Here is a 20,120-nt window from a genome sequence, read left to right as displayed (position 1 = left end):
TACTAATCACCCAATATTAGTATGTAATTCATAATCAATTTTGTACATCTTTATTCAAGCACGTTTGTACATATTTAAATTATCATTTCTAAGAGAACACTCCTCTGTTACCTTTCCATACGAATTTCTGCTCTAGTGGGCTTAGAGAACACTCCTCTGTTACCTTTCCATGCAGATTTCTGCTCTAGTGGGCTTAGAGAACACTCCTCTGTTACTTTTCCATGCAGATTTCTACTCTAGTGGGCGTAGAGAGCGATTCTCTGTTACCTTTCCATGCAGATTTCTGCTCTAGTGGGCTTAGAGAACACTCCTCTGTTACTTTTCCATACTGCGTTCTGCTTTAACTATAAATGGCTTATATAAAAAGTGCATTCCAAATTTGGAATGCACCTATCTCATTTATAATCAATTACTTTTCACTATTATCCTTTAAATACGTCCAGCCTTCTTCTTGATACACTTTATTTTCTTTCATTAACTTACCAAGTGCACGTTTAAACGATCCTTTACTTAGATTAAAACGTTCTTTAATGTCCTCAGGCATACTCTTATCTCCATAAGGCATTGCACCTTTTCGCATAATTAAATAATCCAAAATTAGTTGGGCGTCCTTATCAAGTGCTTCTTCTTTTCTTGGTAATAAGGATATATTTACTGTGCCATCTAACTTAACGTCGATTATACGACCACTAACTTTTTCCCCTAATCTTGGTTCTTGACCTCTCTCAGATTCGTGAATAAATCCTTTATAGCCTTCTGCTGTATAAATCCAGCTTCCAACTTTCGCTGTTCGATAAATATAGCCATGAATGTTTTTATTAAAATCTTCTCTTGTCGCCTTTGTTGACATTTCTTCAATAATTGGATCCGTAGCTGGTTTTACATATAAATAATTATTTTTATTTACCTTTAAAGTAATATAAAGCATATCTCCAACTTCTGGCCAAACCTCTTCATGAACTGGTAAATCATCTTCTCCTAATAGCATGTCCTTTTTCAAACCAATATCAAAAAAGCAGCCAATGCCCTCTTTCCGATCCGTTACTTTTACCCAATCATATTTACCAACCGCAATAGACGGGATATATGTACTGGAGCATGCTCTTCCTTGTGAATCGCTGTAAATAAAGACGCGTACTTCATCGCCTTCTTCGAATTTTTGATCTGTTTCACTAAAATGCAAAAGCACATCCTCGTCTTCCTCTTCAATTGTCAAAAAATAACCGAAAGATGCTATTCTTGCAACCGTTAATATTTCTACACGTCCCATATAATCTCTTAACGACATTTGTTTTCCTCCTTTATTTCTTGTCTATTCAACTTTTCATCTATATTCTTTTATCATCATTATTCCCTATTTAGTGAATACTTCATGCCTAAAGTTGTTACAACTGCTATATTTTACTATAATACAAGCATAAAAGAAATGGAATTAGCACTAGATATACTTAGAAATCGTGTATGATTCCATAAATCAGGAGGTAATTATGGCAAAAGATAGCTCATTTGATATTGTTTCAAAGGTAGATTTTTCTGAAGTTACAAATGCAGTACAGCTAGCAATGAAGGAAATTCAAAATCGCTATGATTTTAAAGGAAGCAAAAGTAATGTAACATTGGACAAAGAAGAATTAGTTCTTGTTTCAGATGATGAATATAAATTAGAGCAGCTGAAGGATGTCCTGATAAGCAAAATGTTTAAACGCGGCATTCCCATTAAAAACTTAGATTATGGCAAAATAGAAGGAGCTTCAGGGGGAACAGTCCGCCAAAGAGCGAAATTAATCCAGGGCATTGATAAAGATAATGCTAAAATAATTAATGCGTTAATTAAGAACAGTGGATTAAAAGTGAAAACACAACAGCAAGACGATCAAATCCGTGTAACCGCTAAAAGCCGTGACGATTTACAAAAGATTATCGCAGCTGTAAAAGACGAATCAAAAATTACGATTGATGTGCAATTTGTCAATTATCGCTAACTAGTAGTCGGATGGCAGCCAAATTAGGCTGCCATCTTTTTTTCGAATGCCTCCTTTTCCACTAACCCTATTTTTTCCATGTTTATATTAGTAGATTTGGGAAAAATAAGTAAACATGGACAAAAAGATAGAAGGAGTGATTGATATGAGTAATAGCAATAAGGAAAAATTACAACAAACCTTACCCCCACAGCATCAGAATCAGCAGCCAGGCATTCAGACAGAAATGAATCCAATGCCTAAAGATGTCGATCCCGCTTACAAAGGCTCAGAAAAATTAAAAGGAAAAACTGCTATCATTACTGGTGGAGATAGTGGAATCGGCCGGTCTGTAGCCATTTATTATGCAAAAGAAGGTGCAGACATCGTAGTTGTTTACTTAAATGAGCATGATGACGCCCAAAAGACAAAAGAGCTAGTAGAAGCAGAAGGAGTAAAATGCTTATTGCTTGCCGGAGATGTTGGTGATGAGAGCTTCTGCAAAACAATTGTGGAAAAAACTGTATCTGAATTTGGAAAAGTTAATATTTTAGTGAATAATGCAGCTGAACAGCATCCACAACAAAGTTTGCTAGATATTAGTGCCGAACAATTAGAAAAAACATTCCGAACAAATATTTTCTCTATGTTTTACTTAACAAAAGCGACTCTTCCTCATTTAGAGTCAGGAGATACAATTATCAATACGACTTCAATCACTGCCTATAAAGGGAATGAAATATTAATCGATTATTCCTCCACAAAGGGAGCGATTACTGCTTTCACTCGTTCCTTATCACAGTCTCTTGCTGGACAAGGCATTCGTGTGAATGGAGTAGCTCCGGGACCAATTTGGACACCGCTCATTCCTTCTACGTTTGACAGTGAACAAGTGGCATCCTTTGGTGGGAATACTCCTTTAAAACGTGCAGGTCAGCCTTGTGAGCTTGCTCCAGCCTATGTATATTTAGCTAGTAATGATTCAACATATGTTACTGGACAAGTTCTTCATGTAAATGGAGGAAGCATCGTTAACGGATAAATCATTTAACGCTCTAGCAATCCCAAACCGCTCGCACCTTTATTGCGAGTGGTTTTTTCTATGATAGCTAATTTTATTTTCCCTTTTAAAAACTTTCTATTCTGTCAACACTAGTGGCAAAAAGAAATAGAAAGAGTGTATAGGGAGTGTGAAAAATGATTGATTTGGCTTCAATCTATCATCGAAGTGACGGTAATTACTGCTATTTACAAAATGGAGATACCCTCCATATTCGAATTCGAACAAAAAGAGCAAATGTGAATGAAATGGAAATAATTTACGGTGATCAATACGAAATGAGTGATTATCATTGGGTATCCCACCGAATGATGATGGAAAAAAGCGGAACTGATTCTCTTTTTGATTATTGGCAATGTTCCATTTCTAATAAAAAAAGAATTCGCTATGGCTTTATAATAAGAGATAATGAACAACAAATAACCTATACCGAAAAAGGGTTTTTCCCCTTTGTTCCCGATGATGCCGGCTATTATTTTTGCTTGCCCTATCTTCATGAGAAAGACGTTTTTTCTCCTCCTTCGTGGGTTTCTTCAACTATTTGGTATCAAATATTCCCAGAAAGATTTCGAAATGGGGATAGTTCTTTAAATCCTATAGACACTGCACCGTGGGGACAAGAGGAACCTGGATTATGGAATTTCTTTGGCGGCGATTTTCAGGGAATAATTGATTCTTTAGACTATCTTTCAGACCTTGGGATAACGGGGATTTATCTTACTCCTATTTTTCATGCAAAAAGCAATCATAAATACGATACGATTAACTATTTAGAAGTGGACCCACAATTCGGCGATACAGAAATGCTTAAAAAGCTAGTAAAGGAATGTCATAACCGCGGGATTCGTGTCATGCTGGATGCTGTATTTAATCATTGCGGCTATCATTTCCCACCATTTCAAGATGTTCTAAAAAACAAAGAGAAGTCGCGCTATAAAGACTGGTTCCATATCCACAAATTCCCTTTAAAAGAAGCTAACACGATAAATTATGAAACATTTGGCTTTTATGAAGCAATGCCCAAATTTAATACAGCAAATCAAGAAGTGAAAGAATATCTTTTACATGTAGCAAAATACTGGATAACAGAATGTGATATCGACGGCTGGCGCTTGGATGTTGCTAATGAAATTGACCATGACTTTTGGAGATATTTCCGCTCAGCTGTGAAAGACTTAAAACCAGACCTTTTTATATTAGGAGAAATTTGGCATGATTCCCTACCATGGCTTCGAGGAGAGCAATTTGACTCGGTAATGAATTATCCTTTACTAACGAAAGCACTTCAATTTTTTGCCTATGATATGATTTCTGCTAAACAATTTATGGAGGATATGACGACAACTTTACATGCATACCCTAGTACGGTGAATAACGTATTATTTAATATTATCGGGAGCCATGATACACCGAGGATACTTCATGAATGTAGTTATCGAAAAGAACGTGTGAAGCTTTTATTCACCTTTCTCTTTACCTATCCTGGCACTCCTTGCATTTACTATGGAGACGAAATTGGTTTAGGAGGAGGAGCAGACCCTGGTTGTCGAAAATGTATGCTTTGGAATTCAAGAGAGCATGATGAAAAGCTAAAAGAATTTGTTAAGCGATTAATTCAAGTTCGTAAGCAAAGCTCTTTTCTCATAAATAGCAGCAATTTCTACTTTTTGACAAACACAGATTCTTGTTTAGCCTATTATTCAAAAAATGAGGCAGAAATCATACTCACCGTTATTAATAAAAGTGAAGCGGAAGCACAATTTCTGCTCCCCTTTCCATTGCGAGGGAAAAAAATCTCTCTTTTATTAACAGACGAAGAATATGCAGCTGAATCAGATGATCTAGCAGTAATACTCGGACCATATGAATCCAGTATCCTTCGCTTTAATATGAACTATGAATATATCCATGTAAGATAAAGTGCGTTTTTCTATTAAAAGGTGTCCATTTGCAATGTACTTCCTCGTGGGCACCTTCTCCTACCTCTTCAATAATTTTTTCCAAGAACTGAAAATAATGATTGTCTCTTAACGTGGAACGTACTATATTTACTATTAGATTGAATTATTTGAATTGTCAGGAGGAAATAAAGTGAATCAGCAAGCACCATCCAAATCAATTGGGCTTCCCTTACTTATCTCTATTATCGCAATCTCCTTTTCTGCGATATTCGTGAAATGGTCGGAGGCTCCTGCCACTATATTAAGCATGTATCGAATGTGGCTCGCATGTCTTATTATGATTCCCATGGTATACATACACAGAAATGATTTTAAAAAGCTTTCCAAAAAAGATTGGTCGTTCTTATTTTTTTCTGGCTCTTTTTTAGCGTTGCATTTTGCCCTTTGGTTCAGTTCTCTAAAGTTTACTACTGTAGCTAGTTCTACGATTATCTTGGCACTTCAGCCTATTGTCTCTCTTCTTGGTGGATTTATTTTCTTTCGAGAAAGAACCAATTCTATTGCTATTATGACTATGGGTATTGCGATTATTGGTGCTGTGATGATTGGCTGGGGAGATATTGGACTTGACAGCAATGCAATTATAGGAGACGTTCTTTCCTTCTTGAGCGTGATTGCAGTAGTTGGCTATTTATTAATTGGTCAAAATATTATTAAAAAAATGACTCATTGGATTTATACATTTACCGTTTTCTTTTTTGCTGCCTGTTTGTTAACTGTCTATAATCTTATAGCAGGTGATTCATTAACTGGATACTCTGGCAGAGAATGGGGTATTTTTGTTCTGCTGGCAATTGTTCCAACGCTTGCACATGTTATCAACAATTGGTTACTAAATTATGTGAATGCAACAACTATTTCTATGAGTATTTTAGGAGAGCCTGTTGGAGCTACCCTTTTAGCTGTACTGCTATTAAATGAGCGATTAATCCATTCTCAAATAATAGGTGGTATCCTTGTTTTGTTCGGTGTATTCTTTTTCTTACTGCAAAAACAGCCTAAACATGCCATTACCCAAGAAAAGCCAATTGGATAGATTACTACCATTTTTATTAAATACCTTTCAATCAGTGGGCTCCCCCACTGATTTTTTCATTAACTGATTAGATTCCACTTAGAAAGCAGCCTAGTGTGTAGTCAATCTTAAATTTTGTACACAAAAACATCCTTTTTCTTGCATATTACTGGTAAATGAATCAAATACTACTTTAAGCATCTACATATTTCCAATTAGGAGATTCCTTTTCATGCTAAAAGAAAATCTATCGTTAAGTCAGTTATTTGCTATTATTATTGGTTTTAACCTAGGTACTACGCTAGTTGTCGTCCTTGGTATTACCGCAAAAGAGGATGCTTGGATTACCGTACTTCTCTCAACCTTTACAGGCTTAATTATTGCCTCTTTTTTTCTTAATATAAATGAATTAGTGCCTTCCAAGAATTTATTTGAGATCATTGAGTTTGGATTCAATCGATTTATTGCTATTCCCATTACGCTTGTCTATTCTCTTTACTTTTTTTATCTTGCGGCTAGAACCATAAGGGATTTTGGCGAATTAACGTCTACCTTTATCCTTCCGTTAACACCAATTGAAATTATTACTCTTTCCTTAATGTTGATAATTGGTTATATACTATATTTAGGAATTGAAATCTTAGGAAGAACGACGGAAATATTCACACCCTATTCTGCTTTATTTCTTTTCCTACTCATTATTTTCCTATTCGCAAGTCAAAATATTTCTATTACAAAAATACAGCCAGTATTGGCAAGAGGCTTACTGCCAGTAATCGATGCTATGTTTCCAATTGAAGTTAGTAGACCTTACGGTGAATTAATTGTAATGACATGTGTTTTCCCACACATTTCCAACTTAAAAATGCGTAAGAAATCTGTTATCTATTCAGTAGCAGTGTCTGGGATATTGCTCACTATTGCTACATTAATCATTACTTCATCTTTAGGGATAACAACGGCTTCAAGAGCTACCTTTCCACTTTTGAGCACAACAAGGCTTATTTCCATCGCGGACTTTTTTGAAAGAATTGATGCTCTTGCTGTTTTTATCATTATGTTAGGAATTGTTATTAAAAGTTCCATCTTTATTTATGGTGGGTTAAAGGGGTTAGAATATATTTTTAAATTCCCTTATCGCTATTTTGTCGTACCTAGTGTCTGTATTATTTCCATGTTTTCTATTTTCATTAGTTTAGATATTAATGATCATATTAAAGAAGCTTCTCTAGTTGTTCCATATTTACTATATTTACCTTTACAATTTGCTTTCCCTTGCTTCCTCTTATTTGTCCTATTACTAAAAAAATTCATCCATAAAGGAAACTCTCCACTTCATGATAAAACATATAAAAACCCCTAGATAGCACGATAGGATCGTCATTCTAGGGATTTTTTTATTTTCTTACTCTACAATATTGATATTATAATCTTTGAACCAATGATGGATTTGTACTAAGTGTGCAAGCAGCTGTGGTCCAGTCATTAGTTGGCCAAACCATGGTTCTTTGAATGCAGAACCTTCTGTTTCGATAATTTCTGACAGTCGTTCTTTATCAAAGAATTCATATAAAGCTGAACTTTTATCTGTTAATGCACTCTTTAGCATATTTGTTACTGTTTTTGTGTAAATCGGATTATGCGTCTTAGGATACGGACTTTTTTTGCGATAAAGAACTTCATCTGGAAGAATTCCTTCTAATGCTTTTCGCAGCAATCCTTTTTCTCTTCCTTTGTAATTCTTCATTTCCCATGGTACATTCCACACATATTCTACTAAGCGATGGTCTGCAAACGGCACGCGCACCTCAAGACTTGCTCCCATACTCATTCTGTCTTTGCGCTCTAATAATGTGGTCATGAACCATAATTGATTAAGATAGAATAATTCTCTTCTTTTTGCATCTTCTTTACTTTCGCCAGCTAATTTAGGCGTTTCCGCAATAGTTTGGTTATATTTATCCATCATATACTCTTTTAATTGCAATTTATTACTCCATGAATCTTTCAATAAATTTTGTCGTTCTTCAATCGATCTCATCCACGGGAATCCTGCTCTTTGCAAGTCAGCCTCTCTTCTAAACCATGGATATCCCCCAAAGATTTCATCTGCACATTCTCCAGATAAGCTAACGACAAAATCTTTTTTTATTTCTCGACAAAACCATAAAAGGGAGGAATCAACATCTGCCATCCCAGGTACATCTCTTACCGTTACAGCTTCATGTAAAAAGTCGGCCAATGTTTCTTGGGTGATAATACAATTATGATGGATGGTTCCAAATGTATCTGTCATTTTTTTAATATAAACACCATCAGAGTTTGGCTGGAACTCATTTGCTTTAAAGAACTTATCATTTCCTTCATAATCGATTGAATAGGTGTGCAGAGGTCCTTTACCATTTTTCGCATATTCCATTGAAGCGATTGCTGTAATGGCACTGGAATCCACTCCACCTGAAAGAAAGGTACTTAACGGTACATCTGATACCAATTGTCTAGTCACAGCATCTTTAAAAAGGAAACGAACTTTTTCAACGGTTTCATCAAACGAATCTGTATGTTCTTCACTTTTCACATTCCAATAACGCCATACTCTCAAGCCATCCTGTGTGAACTTTAATGCATGCCCTGGTCGAAGCTCTTTAATCCCTTTAAAGATACCGCTCCCTGGTGTATGAGAAGGTCCAAGAGCAAATACTTCTGCTAATCCTTCTCTATCTAGCTCCGTCTTCACATTTGGATGTGCAAGCAATGCTTTCAATTCGGAGCCAAAGATAAAGCTAGATCCTACCTCAGCGTAAAATAGTGGTTTTACTCCTAAACGATCTCTTCCAATAAATAAAGAATTTCGCTTCTCATCCCAAACAGCAAAGGCAAATATCCCATTTAAGTACTGCAGACATTCTTCTCCCCACTCTATATAGGAAGTAAGTAAAACTTCTGTATCAGAATGACCTTGGAATGAATATCCTTTTATTAGTAATTCTTTTCTTATGTCTTCTGTATTATACAATTCACCATTGTAGCAAATAGTGTAATGAAAGCCTTGTTTTTCTTTTGTCATTGGTTGAATACCATTTAGCGGATCTACCACCACTAAGCGTTTATGTCCGAAACCTGCATGTAACGCAGTCCAAACGTTTGTATCATCTGGTCCTCTTTTTGCCAATGTTTCTGCCATAGCGGATAAAATGACCGACTCGTTTCTTAAATCTTTTTTGTAATCAACCCAACCTGTTATTCCACACATGATTATCATCCTTTCTTCCGTGGAACTTATGATTAGATACCAATCAATCAGTATGAGGTATTCTATGCATCAAAATAAAAATGGTTATTTGTCCATACCAGGTTTATCTCATGATCCACTCAAAAAGGATAAATTAATCGTTTTCAATATTTTAATGAAGGAAAAAGAAGGATTAGTTATAAAATTTTGTTTATCTGTCTAAAAAGAATTTATGGGCGTGTAATCTTTGGGAGGTTTACAATGAACAATCAGCATAGATCAAAACTTATTGAATTTCAAACACGTGCCTTTACGAAGGGTACAGTTGAGTATATAAACAATCAATGGATTTTTTTTGATGAAGAAACAGAGGATGCTTCGATGCTTGACGAATATTTACATCAAGAAATCGAAATTCATTCCTTAAATCGCTGGCGAAAAGGAATTCTTCTAGAGGATGGGAAAGTAAATATCTCTGGATCAGTCCATTTTTTAAAGCATGAAGATCCTATTCGGATACGAAAGCATCTTGTCTTTGCATTGGAAGAATTATTAGATGATTTAAGTGATGATAGCTTTTATCAATTTATTACTACTCTAAATTCGATGAGATTCTCCATATATGATTGTATATATTGTTATAATCATCTTACTTTCTTAAAAGACGAAAAGCGCAAGAGTGGCGTTAATATGATGATTTTTGATAATGAGGAAGACCTTTGCAGTGTGAATCACCATTTCTTCTATAATGAAAAAAATACAGACCGCTTTGAGTTTACCTTAAATACTGGAAAGCGGATGATTGTGGAGAAGCTCTCTTCTTAAAAGTAATCCCTTATAGAAAAATAGTAGCACCAAGCAAAGATGCAAATAGTGAGTAGGTTTCCCGAGTGTCCGCTTTTATTTACAAGTTGACACCTCGGGAAACGAATGATTTTTTGCTTTCAAATGGCTTATATCCTTTCCTTATTTATCCGAAAGAAAAATGCCTTTAGTACCAGTAGGGGTTTTTAATTATCTAATGAAACATATTCAGGGCACCAACTTGGTCGTAAATGTATTCTTGCACTACGCCAGATTCCATCCAAATACGACTTCGGTAAACTCCTCGCCACCAATTTCTATCTCTTCTGTACCAATTCTTTTTCCACCGATGGCTTCATAAAACTTACAAGCTGGATTTTCCGCTAATGCAAAAATAATCATGCTATTAAACCCTTTTTCTTTTAAATATTCGAAAACTTTTTTCGCAAGTGAGCTGCCAATTCCTTTTCCTTGATAGGCTTCCAAAAGATAAATGGCATATAGCTCTCCATCATAACCTGAATACTGCCCACTTCTTTCTTTTCCACCATTTGCAAACCCAACAATCTGTCCCTCTTCATTTTCAGCAACAAAGACACTTCCTGTCAGGATAGCTCTTTTCCAGATTTCTTCTTTTTCTTCGTAAATAAGTGCCTTTAAATAGGTATCTGGAACAATCCCTCTATAGGTTGTTCGCCAACTATCTATATGTACTTTTGCTATTCCTTTGGCATCCTCACTTCTTGCTTTTCTTATCATCATATGTACGCTCTCCTTTCTTTATATATGGAAGGTTTTTTTCACCTCCCATTCTGGAAACCATGTAACCTCCCATCCGAGTGATCCGGTTTGTATCCATTCTACAGCCTTTAATACAAGTGGCGATGCGTTATGGATAGTAATATTTTCTATAGAAACCCATTCAGCTCCTAACGAATCTTGCCCCTCAAATTGCTCTGGAACGGTAATTTCCCCACCTATTTTTCTAGCTGTGTAAAATGCAGCGATATGGTGAATATGTGTAAATTCCCTCCAGTTACATGGGAACATAAAATCAGCCATCCCAATTTGCTTCTGTATTTCTATTTCTATCCCTGTCTCTTCTAAGAACTCTCTTCTCATTGCCATCGTTAAACTTTCTCCTTGCTCCAAACTCCCACCAGGTAAATCAAAGCGATTGGCATATGGCCCCCTCTTCTTATGTATAACGAGCAATCTATCTTTTTCTACAAGAATTCCATAGACTCCAAATGGTTGATGAAACTTCCTCTCTTCCTTCAATCGTTATCCCCCCATATTCGTTTAACTGACACCCTATCTGAATGGTAATTAATTTGAATGACATCAGGGTTCGAAAGCTTGCTCCATTCTATATAACCGACGGAAGGATCAACATATTTCCACATTAATGCAAGCAAATTCCCATGTGTCACTATTGCAAACCTATTCTCTGGTCTTTGAAGACACTCCTTCATTACTTCTGTTGCTCTTGTCATCGCTTGTCTACTGGATTCTCCGCCTTCGTATGCAATATCTAAATCTGTAAAAGATTGTTTCAATAAAGATTGCCAATTGTTTAGATTTCGGCTACTAAGCTTTCTTTCTATCAAGCGCTCCTCATTTTGAATCGGTATTTGGAGTCTTTCTGCCAATGGCTTAGCAGATTCATATGCACGAAGATAGGGACTAGAGAGGATTAATTGGATGCCTTCATCTTTCAAAAAATCCGCTAACTCACTCGACTGTCTCTTTCCATTAGCAGTTAAAGGAGCTTCCGCTTTCTGGCCATAAGCCTCACAATGACGAATTAGGTAAATATTTTTACTATTAATCAAATTTTCACCAGCCTTCCCACAATAGCCTATAACCAGTTTAACAAATTATTGGAAAATTCTATAGATAAATCATAAACTACACGTTTCTAAATAAATATCTGCTGTTGATAGTTTTAAAGAGGATTTATACTTTAGGAGGAAATATGAATAAATAGAGAACTAGATATTCTTTAAGATAATAACCGCATAAACCTTGTCCTATTTTCCGATAAATAATTAACTCATTTGTTAATCAATTCTTATTTAGAAAGAAATTATTTACAGAGATTAATTTACATGTTATCTTTTGTACAAGAAGAAAACTTTAATGTTAACTAGATATTCTGAAAGAAGGGGTCTACATGCAATTGGGAATCGATAATTCCTCTTTAGTAGTGTACGAAGCTTTAGCAAGTGAAGTTCGTATGACAATTATTCAGTTACTGTCTAAAAATAAAATGAATATAAAGGAACTTGCCAAAGAATTAGGCATCAGCAGTGCCATTGTAACAAAACATGTAAAAAAATTAGAAGATGCAGGACTGATAAAAACAGAGAAAGTACCAGGTAAATCAGGATTACAGAAGATTTCCATGTTAAAGGTGGATCATATCGAAATCAACTTTCCGAAGAAAATCTATCATTCTTTCGCTTCATATGAAACCTCTGTTCCAATAGGCCATTACACTGATTATGATTTAAAGCCAACATGTGGATTAGCTTCAGAAAAGGATTTTATCGGAAGAGTAGATGAACCGAAACTATTTATGGATCCCAAAAGAGTAGAAGCAGAAATTCTGTGGTTTACGCAAGGCTTTATTCAATACACAATTCCTAACTTTTTAAAAAAGGAGGAAAACATTCAACAATTTGAAATTAGTTTAGAAGTATGCTCTGAATTTCCATTCTCTAATGACAATTGGCCTTCTGACATTACCTTTTCATTAAATGGGATAGAACTGGGAACATGGAGAAGTCCTGGAGACTTTGCTGATACAAGAGGGAAACTTACACCAGAATGGTGGCCACATAATCTTAATCAATATGGGCTTCTTAAAACACTCCGAATTACTAACCATGGTACGTATATTGATGGAGACCCTATTTCATCTGTCACCATCAATGACCTAGATGACAATTGTGATCGCTGGACGTTTCGCATTGAAGTGAAAGAAGATGCGGAATGTGTAGGTGGCGCTACAATTTTCGGAAAGAAATTTGGGAATCACCCACAGGATATCATTTTCAAAGTGTATTATTTATAGAAGATTCTGCTCTATTTAATCAGCTAGGAGAAACTGCCTTTTTATTTCCCCTAGCTTTTTTTAATCGATTCCTACCCTACCAATATTTGATGGAAGAGGCTATCACTACTCTGTTTTCGTTTATATAATTTGTTCAAACCTTCCTTACACCTTCTCTTTAAAGGCTTGAATTAATCGCTTGTAATAAGAAATAGGATGAGGGGCAAAATTTTCTCTGCCCACTTTACGATGAATCTTAATTTTCTCCCCTCTTGAGTTGAGTTCAAATCCATTTACTTCAATTAATTCTTTTCTGCCCTGCCATAAATCGTAAAAATCGGCTAGTTTAGTGGATACAATGCCCGCTACTTCCTCTTCTTGCAAATGAAATTCTTTAAAATCCATGGTCTTTTTATATAAAAAAGTGTGAGCAAATTCCTTATCCAAAATATCTCCATTATTCATTTCATAATGGAAAACACCTAAGTGGATTAGCTCCTCTATTTCTACTTGGATACCGATTTCTTCCTCCATCTCTCTTACACCGTCTTTCGCATCTTCATGTGCTAACAAGTGACCTGCAGCCGTTATATCTAAAAGATTTGGATAATCCTTTTTTAATGGACTTCTAATTTGCAAGTAGAGATATGATTGTCCATCTTGTTCAGATACAATCCAACAATGAAAGGTCTCATGCCATAATCCCTTTTTATGTACTTCACTACGGGCAGCAGTTCCGATTGGTGTTCTGTTTTCATCAAATATTTTTAGTTGTTCCTCTTCCATGATGGATGCTCCTCTGCTATTTTTTCCATAAAATAGTATCTTGCTTACCCTGTTTCCTTATTGCTATGCCAGCATTTTACGAATAAACCCTCTTTGAATAAGTACTTCCCTTCCTTTGTATCTTCTTCCAAAGGATAAGATTAACAAAGAAAAGCAATATCCCATAAATATAAACACCAAATGGAAGAGATATACTGATATAATGAATTCCTGCTAAAATCGGCAACGGAAGCAAGAGCAGAAATAACCTCCAACTTTGCTGATTCGCTCCTGAATCAAATGACATAGAAAAAGGCACTTCTTTATCTAGCATTCCATAGCAAATCACTGAATAGAGGAAAGCGGAGATAAATACTACTAATAAATCTGGTATAATTCGCATTCCAAACAAAAACAAAAAAACAATGCTTATTAAAAAATAGATTGGTAAATATAATTTTATAATTAGCGCTTTTAATGCTCCTTTATAATACATAGAAAAATCAGAGATTGGAAGAATCGTAAAAATACATGCACCTTTATATTTCCCTGAATACCGCATCATAAAAATTATCGTCGGAATATTAATCATCGTAAAATAAATGGTTAAATACGAGGAACTTGTTGTAAATGAAACATCTTCCAAATTTGTTCCACTATAAAGAAAGATAAAGGGAATAACAATCGAAAAACCTAATGATGGATATACCTTTAATTTAAAATCTCTTTCTTGCCTAATCATTTGCCCTGTAAATTGATAGAATGCTTTTTCTTCCTTGTTGTTCATTAAAAACGATAATAGCAGTTCTCCCCATTTTGAGACCTTACCTTTTCTCGCTTTACTTTGACTAGTTAACTTTTCTAAATTTTTCTCAAAGCTAGGAATTAGCTTTCCATAAATGATAATAGCTGCAATTGGTAAAATAATCGCAAGAGCTGCTAGCAAAATAATCATCGTGTTGATATTGCCATTCAATATCCACTCATATGGTGCTGCGAACCACATTGGAACAAAGAAAACATGCCACCAATGCACTTGATACACAATATGTAAATCAACTAATTCAAAGCTCCGAATGACAACCTGGTATCCTATCATTATGACAATAGACAAACCAATCTGTACGTAATTAATCATATCCTTAAGTTTTTCTCCATCAAAAAATCGAAGGATAGCCAAGTAAAGTAATGCCGTGATAACAACAATAAATAAATTTGCTAAAACAAGTAGTACAACTGTCAACAGAAAAAAGATAAATCCTTGTTTAACAAGACATACAACTAACGGAATAAGTGTAATAGTTATCGTTAATTGAGAAAGATAAATCATAATATGCAGAACTTTTGCTGCATTAATTGTGCGCCTATTTATTGGTTTCGTATGTAGTATATGTTTATCCCGAACATCTAACAAAACACCTGAAAAATCAGAAATCATCGAGGTCATGACCAGAAATAAAATAATTCCGAAAGAAATGCTCATTTGAAATAAGTAATTATCACCGAAGGCCATCAATGGAATAAGAATCAACCCCATAAAAGCATACAGCCATAACGATTTTATATAGGCATATTTATCTTCTTTCTTTTCTTTTCTCTGATTAGATTGGGAGAAGATGGTTGGAAGCTTACGTTGATCCATTGTCAGTTTCACTTGTAAAATCGTTCTTAAAACGGAATAATCGATACCTATTTTCAAAAATAAACCTTTAAAACGGTCAAAGAACTTTAATATAGTAAATTCTCTCATGATTGTACCTCTTGCACAATGGATACAAAGGATTCGCCTATTTCTTTATGGTTGTTAAAGCCAGTTAATTGATTGAAGATTCCTTCCAAGCTACCTTGTTCGTTTTGTGTTTGTAACTCTTTGAAGCTTCCGTCTATCACTATCTTTCCATCGTTCAATAGAATGATTCTACTGCTTATTTTTTCTACTACATCCATTATGTGTGACGAATAAAATATCGTTTTTCCGCTTGATGCAAACTGGGCAAGAATCTCCTTAAACACCATCACACTATTCGCATCAAGTCCATTGATTGGCTCATCTAGAAAAAGAATATCTGGATTATGCAAGACACTTGATATAATTAACAGCTTTTGACGCATCCCTTTTGAATAAGAGGAGATTCGCGAATGATATACCTCTCCTATACCAAACAGTTCCATTAATCTTTTTGCCTTATGTTCAACAAACTCTGCACTCATTCCATATAGTTGACCGATAAATGTTAAATACTCATATGCCGTTAGATTATCATATACTTCTGCTATTTCTGGTACATAACCGATTTTTCGCTTATATTCCATCGAATCATCCCTAATATTTTTGCCAAAAAGCATTACTTCTCCACGATAATTTCCCTCTATACCGAGAATAATTTTAACTGTAGTACTTTTTCCTGCACCATTCGGACCTATATATCCAATAATTTCTCCTCGATATACATGTAAATCCACTCCTTTTAGTACTTCCTCGGTGCCATAGTTTTTTCGTAAGTTCTTTATTGTAATAATTTCTTCACCAACCATCTCATTTGCTCCTTCCTACACATCTCTTTTCTACCATTCTAGAAAAAAAGGAAAAAACCTCCCAATAACCAGGTGAATTTTCTGTCACGATTATCTCACTTCCCACTCCTTATAATTAGGGGTGATTGTTTACAAAAAAAACCTATAGTAGCCAATTTCCAAGGCTCTATAGGTGATTAGTGTCACATTATCTTATTTACATTTCACTTTAAGAAAAAATCTTGATTGGGTTACATCAAAATAACCTACTTTTCCGATGTGCAGATACAGACGATACAGGGCATCCTCGTACTTCTTAATGCTGAAATCAGGAACTTGCCAAGGAATCGCTTTTAAATAATAAATCAATGCACCCAAGTCATAGAAACGCTGGATTGGAAAATCCTCCTTTTGCTCAACGATTTCCCATTCGTCCACTGGGAACATTTCGAGTGCAGATAGAAGCTTCCACTCTTTAAATTCCGGATTAACCGAAGTTCCAAACCATTCATTTATTTCCTTACAATCCCAACCTCCGACTTGCTGAGTAAGAAAGATTCCATTTGGCTTCACTATTCTCTTTAGCTCTTTTACCGAGTAAGATTCGTGCCTATTGATAATCAAATCAAAATGTTGGTCGGAAAATGGCAATTGTTCATCATCGACCACTTCATATACGCTTACACCTAATGGTTCTAACTTCTTTTTGGCAATTGATACATTCGGTTTATATCCTTCTGTAGCATAAATTGTTGGTGGAAAATAGCCATTTAATAAAGACAGAAATTCTCCTCCACCGGTTCCCATATCTAATACTGTTGTAGCATCCTGCATGGCAGCAACCACCTTACTTCCGTAAGACCAAGAAAGCAAGCTGCTTTGGATTCGTCCTGTGTCATGGATACTAGAAAAATCCCATCCTGTAAACTTCTCCTTTATCTCTTCTAAATATTTGTGAAAATTAATCTCTTTCACGCTCCATTCCTCCTCTATTTTTCTTATTCATCTAAAAAATTAGTGGAGGACCTCTGCAATAACGGTTTTATCTTTCATGCTCTAAAGAAGTCATGATCTACCCTTCCTTTACTTTATATTTGCTATAAAAAATAAGAATAATAGGTTATCAACGTGACAAAAAAACTAATTATTATATAGAGAATAAGTCCAATAATAATTGGTGACACACGAAAACGAAACGGACCAATTCCAGCTTCCTCCCATGTCCAGCCTGCTATATTTGCGTTAAATACTGTGTTTGTTTGATGAATGTATAAGCGGATGAGATAAACTATTCCAAAAAGCAATAGACTACCTAAAAAGATGGTGTCGACAAATTTCCATTGCAGTAAATAGGATGCAAACCAAATTAGCACTGTTTCAATTGTTAAGGTTGCTAAAACAATATATATTTTTTTCATGTAAACACCTATTACTCCTTTGCTTATTAGTAAATGATTTATTAGATGTCTGCCTTTTAATAGAGTGGGAAAGATTTTCCGCTCTTTAAAGAAATAAGCACCTGCCAATAGATGCAGATACTTAACAAATATCCTGTCTACATATCTCTAATTATATCATTCGTTAATCTAACGAGGTTACCACTTGGCTCAAACAATGTTCACCGACATAAATCTCTGGACAAAAACGACAAGATAGTTTGTACAATACCCTTTGAACCCTTTGAGAAAGTTTAGGACAAAAAAGCTTGTACAAAAAAAGACAAGAATCTTTGTACAAACTTTTCTCTTTATGGTTTTTTATTATTAGCCTTTTCAAGAGGATTGATTTATACTAACTAATACTTGTAGCATTTAATGCATTTTGTATTAGATTTTCACTGGGGATATATGGATTGAATTGTAAAACTATTGTCAAAAGTTTATTCCTCTCCATAATTATAAATCCAAGTTTCTCTAACTCTTGAATATTAGAAAGAATATCCTCTTCATTACAATCAACATCCTTTATGACATTTTCAATAATTTTTTTAATTGAGGTTATATTTCTTGCATATACAAGAATTTTCCCTTGTATTTCATTCAATTTATAAATACTGTTTGATTCCCCAATTCTACAGACAAATTTATCCATGTTCCTTTGATACATAAATAAGTCCGTTTGAATGAAATTATCTTTCCAATTTTCAAATTGAGACACAAATTCATTAAGAATTTTATTTTCAAATACAGCATCATTATTATAATCAAAATAATAAGCTAGTTTATTGATATTTATTCCCTTATCCCGATAAATATATTTATAGCTCTTAATCGGTCCGTTTATTCGAATATTATATTTTTTCTGTTCATTAAAGTAGGGACTGAACCTATCCAACCTAATTTTAGAGATTGCCACAGGAGGCTGTAAATGATTTATTTTTTTCATAATATCTATCTGACCCTGTATTTCTTCTGAACTTTCCCCACTAAATCCAAAAATAATGTTCCAAAAAGGTATAATACCATATTCTTTACATAACCGTAATAGTCTAAGGTTTTGTAATAGATCTACTCCTTTGTTCATTAACTTCAAACTATTAGTGGCTAAACTTTCTATTCCTGGCTGTATCTTAGTTACACCAGCTTCTTTTAAAACACAAACTTGTTGTTCATTTAAGTTACTCTTTACTTCCATAAACATATCAATTTTAATCTTGTCTTGTTTTAATTTTGGTAAGATATATTCAAAGTATTCCATGCTCATTATATTATCTGTGAAAAATAGTGTGTTTGTGTGTTCACCATAACTTTCAATTAATGTTTTCATTTCATTGTAAATTTTTTTCTGTAATTTACCTTTATATTCAATAGCATTTGCATTTAGGCCACAAAAGACACATTGATGTTTTTCTCCCCACCAGCACCCTCTTGAACCTTCATATAATATCACTGTTTCCTTTTGCTTTTCTGGGAAACTTTGAAATAATTCCTTGAAATAACTACCAAAGTTTGGAATACTATTATTATTTAAATTATAGCTATTATCAATATCAATATACTTATATCCTTTTTTGGTTGCGAATCCTACAATAATATTTTCACTTGGTGATTCACTGAAAACACTGAAATTATCTAATAAATTTATAAAAGCACCTTCACCTTCACCAATGCATACACCATCGATATCCTTAAAGGTATTTATTAGTTCCACACCCATTTCACCAAAACAATTCGCTCCACCCATTATTATCAATTGATTAGGATATATCTTTTTTATTTGCTTTATTAGGGCTATGGAAGCCATCGTTTGCTGAAAACTATTCGTAAAACCCACAATCTGATATTTAGAAAAATCAATATTCTGTATAATGTTTTTTAAAAACTCATCCGAAGTCTTTCTTCCTGCATTTATTAAACTTAATAGTTTCTCTTTTTCACGCCAAGAATGTATCATTGTTCTAGACTTAGCTGTAATATACTCAACAAACTCGTTTGTCTCATCTTCGGTACTTTTATCAAAAACATGTTGTGAAAAAATCCATTCTCCAATTAGATCAGTTGAATCGTATCCTGCCACAAGTTCGTAAAATTCTAATCCCATCATTTTTGCAAAACTAATATTCAAATTTATAACATCACAATTGTGACCTTTCTCTACGGCAATATTTTTTAATATTTCTAATCCAAGTGGTGGCCTTATAATACTTGCAAACGGCATATCCCCCTCTGTTAGGATAGATGTCGTACGATACTTTAGTGTTATACTTTAAGTAAATAACACGGAGGTCGATCGATATGAAAGAAAAAAATG

At 34.6% G+C, this 20,120-nt stretch carries 18 protein-coding genes; 7 read left to right on the top strand and 11 right to left on the bottom strand.

The window, feature by feature from the left end; translation table 11 throughout:
• Positions 1 to 409: 409 nt before the first annotated feature.
• Entirely contained in the window at positions 410 to 1,288 is an 879-nt protein-coding gene (locus tag ACTNDN_RS22415; protein WP_251628582.1) for a CvfB family protein, read from the bottom strand.
• Between the two features lie 199 nt (positions 1,289 to 1,487).
• Between ACTNDN_RS22415 and ACTNDN_RS22410 the strand changes: the two genes are divergently transcribed.
• From ACTNDN_RS22410 to ACTNDN_RS22390, 5 genes are all read left to right on the top strand, one after another.
• Positions 1,488 to 1,982 (top strand): YajQ family cyclic di-GMP-binding protein, encoded by a 495-nt coding sequence (locus ACTNDN_RS22410; RefSeq protein ID WP_031540716.1) that lies wholly within the window; start codon positions 1,488 to 1,490, stop codon positions 1,980 to 1,982.
• 145 nt (positions 1,983 to 2,127) lie between these two features.
• A complete protein-coding gene (locus ACTNDN_RS22405) occupies positions 2,128 to 3,003 on the top strand; it encodes an SDR family oxidoreductase (protein ID WP_235252321.1) in 876 nt (291 codons plus the stop codon).
• A gap of 155 nt (positions 3,004 to 3,158) precedes the next feature.
• Entirely contained in the window at positions 3,159 to 4,940 is a 1,782-nt protein-coding gene (locus ACTNDN_RS22400) for a glycoside hydrolase family 13 protein (RefSeq protein ID WP_441132293.1), read from the top strand.
• Positions 4,941 to 5,112: 172 nt separating this feature from the next.
• Complete coding sequence (locus tag ACTNDN_RS22395) at positions 5,113 to 6,018, top strand: DMT family transporter (RefSeq protein WP_031540719.1); 906 nt, start codon at positions 5,113 to 5,115, stop codon at positions 6,016 to 6,018.
• A 211-nt stretch (positions 6,019 to 6,229) separates the two neighbouring features.
• Positions 6,230 to 7,360 (top strand): GerAB/ArcD/ProY family transporter, encoded by a 1,131-nt coding sequence (locus ACTNDN_RS22390; RefSeq protein WP_031540720.1) that lies wholly within the window; start codon positions 6,230 to 6,232, stop codon positions 7,358 to 7,360.
• A gap of 42 nt (positions 7,361 to 7,402) precedes the next feature.
• Here ACTNDN_RS22390 and asnB read toward each other — a convergent pair whose 3' ends face one another.
• A complete protein-coding gene (gene asnB, locus ACTNDN_RS22385) occupies positions 7,403 to 9,250 on the bottom strand; it encodes an asparagine synthase (glutamine-hydrolyzing) (protein WP_031540721.1) in 1,848 nt (615 codons plus the stop codon).
• 240 nt (positions 9,251 to 9,490) lie between these two features.
• On the opposite strand from asnB, the gene ACTNDN_RS22380 reads away from it, so the two are divergent.
• Positions 9,491 to 10,054 (top strand): DUF2777 domain-containing protein, encoded by a 564-nt coding sequence (locus tag ACTNDN_RS22380; RefSeq protein ID WP_031540722.1) that lies wholly within the window; start codon positions 9,491 to 9,493, stop codon positions 10,052 to 10,054.
• A gap of 243 nt (positions 10,055 to 10,297) precedes the next feature.
• On the opposite strand, the gene ACTNDN_RS22375 is transcribed toward ACTNDN_RS22380, so the two are convergent.
• From ACTNDN_RS22375 to ACTNDN_RS22365, 3 genes are read right to left on the bottom strand one after another with little or no spacing between them, the layout of a single operon-like run.
• Positions 10,298 to 10,795: a GNAT family N-acetyltransferase gene (locus ACTNDN_RS22375; protein WP_031540723.1), complete on the bottom strand. Its 498-nt coding sequence runs from the start codon at positions 10,793 to 10,795 to the stop codon at positions 10,298 to 10,300.
• 18 nt (positions 10,796 to 10,813) lie between these two features.
• The gene (locus ACTNDN_RS22370) at positions 10,814 to 11,314 is read right to left on the bottom strand and encodes an NUDIX hydrolase (protein ID WP_031540724.1); all 501 of its coding nucleotides are present in this window, start codon (positions 11,312 to 11,314) and stop codon (positions 10,814 to 10,816) included.
• Positions 11,311 to 11,868 carry a histidine phosphatase family protein gene (locus ACTNDN_RS22365; protein ID WP_048719196.1) on the bottom strand — a complete coding sequence of 186 codons (558 nt, stop codon included), beginning with the start codon at positions 11,866 to 11,868 and terminating at the stop codon, positions 11,311 to 11,313. Before ACTNDN_RS22365 ends, ACTNDN_RS22370 begins: the two co-directional genes overlap by 4 nt.
• A gap of 341 nt (positions 11,869 to 12,209) precedes the next feature.
• On the opposite strand from ACTNDN_RS22365, the gene ACTNDN_RS22360 reads away from it, so the two are divergent.
• Entirely contained in the window at positions 12,210 to 13,112 is a 903-nt protein-coding gene (locus tag ACTNDN_RS22360; protein WP_031540726.1) for an ArsR/SmtB family transcription factor, read from the top strand.
• 144 nt (positions 13,113 to 13,256) lie between these two features.
• Here ACTNDN_RS22360 and ACTNDN_RS22355 read toward each other — a convergent pair whose 3' ends face one another.
• The 6 genes from ACTNDN_RS22355 to ACTNDN_RS22330 all read right to left on the bottom strand — a co-directional run bounded on the left by ACTNDN_RS22355 (position 13,257) and on the right by ACTNDN_RS22330 (position 20,027).
• Positions 13,257 to 13,877: an NUDIX hydrolase gene (locus ACTNDN_RS22355; protein WP_031540727.1), complete on the bottom strand. Its 621-nt coding sequence runs from the start codon at positions 13,875 to 13,877 to the stop codon at positions 13,257 to 13,259.
• Between the two features lie 76 nt (positions 13,878 to 13,953).
• On the bottom strand, positions 13,954 to 15,606 hold the full coding sequence (locus ACTNDN_RS22350; RefSeq protein WP_031540728.1) for a hypothetical protein: 1,653 nt from the start codon (positions 15,604 to 15,606) through the stop codon (positions 13,954 to 13,956).
• On the bottom strand, positions 15,603 to 16,391 hold the full coding sequence (locus ACTNDN_RS22345) for an ABC transporter ATP-binding protein (RefSeq protein ID WP_031540729.1): 789 nt from the start codon (positions 16,389 to 16,391) through the stop codon (positions 15,603 to 15,605). The genes ACTNDN_RS22350 and ACTNDN_RS22345 overlap by 4 nt, the downstream gene beginning before the upstream one ends.
• A gap of 192 nt (positions 16,392 to 16,583) precedes the next feature.
• Positions 16,584 to 17,345 (bottom strand): class I SAM-dependent methyltransferase, encoded by a 762-nt coding sequence (locus tag ACTNDN_RS22340; protein ID WP_031540730.1) that lies wholly within the window; start codon positions 17,343 to 17,345, stop codon positions 16,584 to 16,586.
• 122 nt (positions 17,346 to 17,467) lie between these two features.
• Positions 17,468 to 17,788, bottom strand: coding sequence for a hypothetical protein (locus ACTNDN_RS22335; protein ID WP_031540731.1), 321 nt, complete (start codon positions 17,786 to 17,788; stop codon positions 17,468 to 17,470).
• A gap of 373 nt (positions 17,789 to 18,161) precedes the next feature.
• The gene (locus ACTNDN_RS22330) at positions 18,162 to 20,027 is read right to left on the bottom strand and encodes a RiPP maturation radical SAM C-methyltransferase (RefSeq protein ID WP_441132288.1); all 1,866 of its coding nucleotides are present in this window, start codon (positions 20,025 to 20,027) and stop codon (positions 18,162 to 18,164) included.
• Positions 20,028 to 20,120 lie beyond the last annotated feature (93 nt).

It is taken from the genome of Niallia sp. HCP3S3_B10, assembly GCF_052064465.1.
In the GTDB taxonomy this organism is placed as follows: Bacteria; Bacillota; Bacilli; order Bacillales; family Cytobacillaceae; genus Niallia; species Niallia hominis.
Note: the sequence above shows the minus strand (reverse complement) of the source record. Positions and strands in the feature narration are given on the sequence as shown.

Bases quoted from the DNA above. Each gene is read 5' to 3' on its own strand.
- ACTNDN_RS22390 (WP_031540720.1), top strand. From the start codon at position 6,230: ATGCTAAAAGAAAATCTATCGTTAAGTCAGTTATTTGCTATTATTATT.
- ACTNDN_RS22350 (WP_031540728.1), bottom strand. From the start codon at position 15,606: ATGAGAGAATTTACTATATTAAAGTTCTTTGACCGTTTTAAAGGTTTA.
- ACTNDN_RS22410 (WP_031540716.1), top strand. From the start codon at position 1,488: ATGGCAAAAGATAGCTCATTTGATATTGTTTCAAAGGTAGATTTTTCT.
- ACTNDN_RS22355 (WP_031540727.1), bottom strand. From the start codon at position 13,877: ATGGAAGAGGAACAACTAAAAATATTTGATGAAAACAGAACACCAATC.
- ACTNDN_RS22345 (WP_031540729.1), bottom strand. From the start codon at position 16,391: ATGGTTGGTGAAGAAATTATTACAATAAAGAACTTACGAAAAAACTAT.
- ACTNDN_RS22380 (WP_031540722.1), top strand. From the start codon at position 9,491: ATGAACAATCAGCATAGATCAAAACTTATTGAATTTCAAACACGTGCC.
- ACTNDN_RS22405 (WP_235252321.1), top strand. From the start codon at position 2,128: ATGAGTAATAGCAATAAGGAAAAATTACAACAAACCTTACCCCCACAG.
- ACTNDN_RS22375 (WP_031540723.1), bottom strand. From the start codon at position 10,795: ATGATGATAAGAAAAGCAAGAAGTGAGGATGCCAAAGGAATAGCAAAA.
- asnB (WP_031540721.1), bottom strand. From the start codon at position 9,250: ATGTGTGGAATAACAGGTTGGGTTGATTACAAAAAAGATTTAAGAAAC.
- ACTNDN_RS22360 (WP_031540726.1), top strand. From the start codon at position 12,210: ATGCAATTGGGAATCGATAATTCCTCTTTAGTAGTGTACGAAGCTTTA.
- ACTNDN_RS22415 (WP_251628582.1), bottom strand. From the start codon at position 1,288: ATGTCGTTAAGAGATTATATGGGACGTGTAGAAATATTAACGGTTGCA.
- ACTNDN_RS22330 (WP_441132288.1), bottom strand. From the start codon at position 20,027: ATGCCGTTTGCAAGTATTATAAGGCCACCACTTGGATTAGAAATATTA.
- ACTNDN_RS22335 (WP_031540731.1), bottom strand. From the start codon at position 17,788: ATGAAAAAAATATATATTGTTTTAGCAACCTTAACAATTGAAACAGTG.
- ACTNDN_RS22400 (WP_441132293.1), top strand. From the start codon at position 3,159: ATGATTGATTTGGCTTCAATCTATCATCGAAGTGACGGTAATTACTGC.